Annotated in this window: 4 protein-coding genes, 1 tRNA gene and 1 pseudogene; 3 read left to right on the top strand and 3 right to left on the bottom strand. The window is 29.7% G+C overall.

The annotated features are described in order from the left end of the window. Nucleotides 1-220 (bottom strand): annotated as a pseudogene (locus HMPREF9129_RS11635) (sigma-54 interaction domain-containing protein); the annotation flags it as partial. Nucleotides 221-581: 361 nt separating this feature from the next. On the opposite strand from HMPREF9129_RS11635, the gene HMPREF9129_RS02205 reads away from it, so the two are divergent. Both HMPREF9129_RS02205 and HMPREF9129_RS02200 read left to right on the top strand, forming a co-directional pair. Beyond that, entirely contained in the window at nt 582-896 is a 315-nt protein-coding gene (locus HMPREF9129_RS02205) for a hypothetical protein (RefSeq protein WP_004819877.1), read from the top strand. Nucleotides 897-962: 66 nt separating this feature from the next. Further along, nucleotides 963-1,439: a hypothetical protein gene (locus HMPREF9129_RS02200; protein ID WP_040552162.1), complete on the top strand. Its 477-nt coding sequence runs from the start codon at nt 963-965 to the stop codon at nt 1,437-1,439. A 43-nt stretch (nt 1,440-1,482) separates the two neighbouring features. Here the strand turns inward: HMPREF9129_RS02200 and HMPREF9129_RS02195 are convergent, their stop codons facing one another. Further along, complete coding sequence (locus HMPREF9129_RS02195) at nt 1,483-2,040, bottom strand: glycoside hydrolase family 73 protein (protein ID WP_040552161.1); 558 nt, start codon at nt 2,038-2,040, stop codon at nt 1,483-1,485. After that, nucleotides 2,024-3,319: an RNA polymerase factor sigma-54 gene (rpoN, locus tag HMPREF9129_RS02190; protein ID WP_004819872.1), complete on the bottom strand. Its 1,296-nt coding sequence runs from the start codon at nt 3,317-3,319 to the stop codon at nt 2,024-2,026. Before rpoN ends, HMPREF9129_RS02195 begins: the two co-directional genes overlap by 17 nt. 127 nt (nt 3,320-3,446) lie before the next feature. Between rpoN and HMPREF9129_RS02185 the strand changes: the two genes are divergently transcribed. Continuing rightward, nucleotides 3,447-3,523 (top strand) — tRNA-Arg (locus HMPREF9129_RS02185). The last annotated feature ends 12 nt before the right edge of the window (nt 3,524-3,535 follow it).

Here is a 3,535-nt window from a genome sequence, read left to right as displayed (position 1 = left end):
CATCTTCAATATTTACAAAATACTCTCTCGCAAACTTATTTGCATATTCAATTGTTCCTTTCTTGCTAAGTAACATCACCCCTTCTGTAATCAAGTTGAGAACCGACTTCATTTCAATATCTTTTTCTTCAAAACTCATTACGTCAATTTCTTCAATGTGATCAAATCCATAGACGTTTTCCCATTCTGCATAAACTGACTCATAAACTTTATTTGACATATCAGGCAGTTTCAGATAAATTACATTACTATAGACTTCCATTGAAAGAATCGGTACGTCATGAATTTGTAAAACTTTTAGAATATCGAAGGTCAGATGCGGTCGGTTAATGTTAAATATTATTTTAACCCTTTTGATTTGCATGACTCCTCCTATGTTCTCATTAAATGTATAAGCAAATTTCATGCCAAGTTTTGTTCGCTAAAACTCTGTATAATAAAAAAGTATCCGTTTCTACTTTGGAATAATATTAAACCATCGTAATAAAAAAGTAAATATTAATCTTTTAAATGGATTAATTTTAAACCAACGTGGTAATATTTTATTCCATTTTTGTATTTTAAATTTTTTGAGGTGACTTATGGACGATTTAAGACTTACTATAAATAAAATAATTAGAACTTTTGATGATGAAGATTTGAATTTGGTGTACTCTCTTGTTAAAAGATTGAGTGAATCTTATGAAGAATATGAACCGACACAAACAGACTCTGAAAAACCAAAAGAGCAAATTAAAAATAAAAATGAAGTTATGGAAGACGAAACAGAAAGATTTAGCGTTGATGATGTTCCTTCTAAAAAATTGGACTATGCATCTGATGAACTATTGGAAGACTATGGATTATCTGAAAATGAAGAACTTTTAGAGCGTCTTATGATGTGGAGAAGAGATTAGCTTTTTGAATAAAATTAATCTTTACTACTTTATTTAATTTGTTATATTCTAAAGAGGGTGAGCAAATTGGAAATAAATCATACTCTCTTTAAAAAAATTCTTTTATATTTGATTGTGATAATTTTGCTGTATTTAGTCATAGATGGAGTAAATCTTTATCCTATTAAAAGTGTTGAAGATAATAACAAGAAAATTATTACTCAAAATAATTTTAATTCATATCAAAGTGAATTAACTAATAAATCCGGTAATACAATCGTTTATGTCTACAGAAAAAATGGCAACGTACTATTTTTAAACTATCTAAAAAGCAATGTTTTTAATAAATATAAATTAAGCTCACAATTTGTCACTAAAGATAAATCTTTAATTGGTACTGTCGCAACCGAGCAATTTTTAGTCAAATTAATTCATGTTTCAAAAGAAGATATTTTAATTAAAACTGTCGGTAAAACTGAAACCATAAAATTCTTTTTCTATAGTATTATAATTAAATTAGCAATTGCACTTTATAAAATGATTAGAAAAAAACTCCAACGCTGATATTAACCAAATTACTTGAAATATCAATGTTGGCGTTTCTATTTTAATCTAAATTGTGTAGTTCGTATCTTTCTATTATTGAAATAATTTTTTCGGCATACCTTGGGTCCGTTGCATATCCAGACTTTTGTAGTGCTCTGCAAGCTTCTTCATAGCTTCCGGCCTCTTTTACACTCTTATACCTCTTAGCTCCGGTTATCAGCCTTGCATAGTCCTCAAAACTTTCAGTCTTGGTATTATAACTTCTAAATGAAGCGCTTAAAGTTTCTTCTTTCCCGTCTATATATTCAGTGGTTTTGTAATCTACATAATCTTTACTATTTCCTCTTTTAATTCCAAAATAGTTGTTGTTTGTGTTGGACAACTCGCTATTTCCAAAGTTTGATTCGAGTGCTGATTGCGCCAACACCACTGATGGAAATAATCCAAAATTATTTGCCGTCTGCACCGCAAGATAAGTTGTATTATCCAAATATTCTCTTTTCCTATCTACAGTTTCTCTATCTGCTTCTCTTGAAATTACCATAAATATTATGAGAATAAATAAAAAACTGCTAAAAAAGAAGAATCCTCCACGTCGTCTCCTACGTCGTCTTCTCATACCTTCTCCTAACTTGTGATGAGGCTATTCCCAATTCATCACGATATTTTTGAACTGTTCTTCTCTTTATCTCAATTCCATCTTCTTCTAAAATAGCAACTATTTTGCTATCTGAAAGAGGTTTTGAGTTATCTTCAGCCATTATCAACTCTCTTATCTTCTTTTTAATATAATCTTTTGACACTGTATTACTTAAAGTTGCTCCTGCAAATAAACTTTTTAAAGCAATCGCACCCTTTTTATACTCTAAATATTTCCCATTTATCGCCCTTGAAACAGTTGAAATAGATATGCTCAAATCATTTGCAACATCTCTTTGTCTCAATGGTTTAAGCGGCAAATCATATATGAAAAAATCTCGTTGATGATTTATTACATACTCCATAACTTCTTTCAAAGTCTTATTTCTCATCTCTACAGACTTCATCAAAAGCACAGTTCTATTTAACTTGTTTTTTAAAAATTCCTTAGTTTCTTCATCTATTTCAGTTGATAACATATTTAAATAACTTTCATTTAGATGAATATTGTTTACTAAGTCCATCTTTATTAAGACATCCCTATTATCCACTTCAACAAATACATCCGGAATTACATATTCCACTCTTTTTTGAGTTTGGTAAGCTTGCCCCGGCTTAGGATTTAACTTTTTCAACGAAGAAATTAAAAGCGTAACCTCTTGTTCAGTTACCCCTAAGCTCTCTGCAATTTTTGATATTTTATTTTTTGCAACATCTTCCAAATGAAATTCTATTAATTCTCTTAACTTAGTTTCAGATTTTGGAACCTGACTTATAAGACATTCAGATAAATTTCTTGCTCCAATCCCCAATGGTTCGAATTTTAACAACATAGAATGAGCATTTTTAACTTGTTCTATACTTTGCGATAAAGTTTTAGCAACTTCTTCCAATTTAATTTTTAAATATCCCGACTCATCTAAATTTAAAATCAAATAGTGAACTATCTTTGCAATATCTTTATCTATCTCACACTCTCTAAGTTGTTCAAGTAGATATTCTGTCAAATCAATCTCTTGAAAAGCCAATTCTTCTATAAAATTTTCAGAGTGATTTACACTTCCTACTTTAGATTTTAAACTCTTGACATATCTTTCATCTTCTAGCCTAGATTTAAAATCCAACATCACATTTTCTTCACTTTCATCTTTTAAAAATGTCTCAAGTTCAAAAGAATTCATAGAAAGAATTTCCAATGATTGAATAAGACCATTTGAAATATTTAGTTTTGGTTGTAATTTTAAATCTAATTTTAACATATTCTCACCAATGAAATTATATCATAGTAAAGTGACCAAACTTCTAAGATATTCCTACTTTTTGTTTAAATTTACTGATTTGACTTTTTATAAAATTTAAATTAAAATTATCACGATATCAAGTTGTGCACACATAGCTCAGTAGGATAGAGCAACGCTCTCCTAAAGCGTAGGCCGGAGGTTCGAATCCCCCTGTGTGCACCAATTGTATCTCAG

The sequence above is a fragment of the Peptoniphilus indolicus ATCC 29427 genome, from assembly GCF_000227315.1.
Classification (GTDB): Bacteria; Bacillota; Clostridia; order Tissierellales; family Peptoniphilaceae; genus Peptoniphilus; species Peptoniphilus indolicus.
Note: the sequence above shows the minus strand (reverse complement) of the source record. Positions and strands in the feature narration are given on the sequence as shown.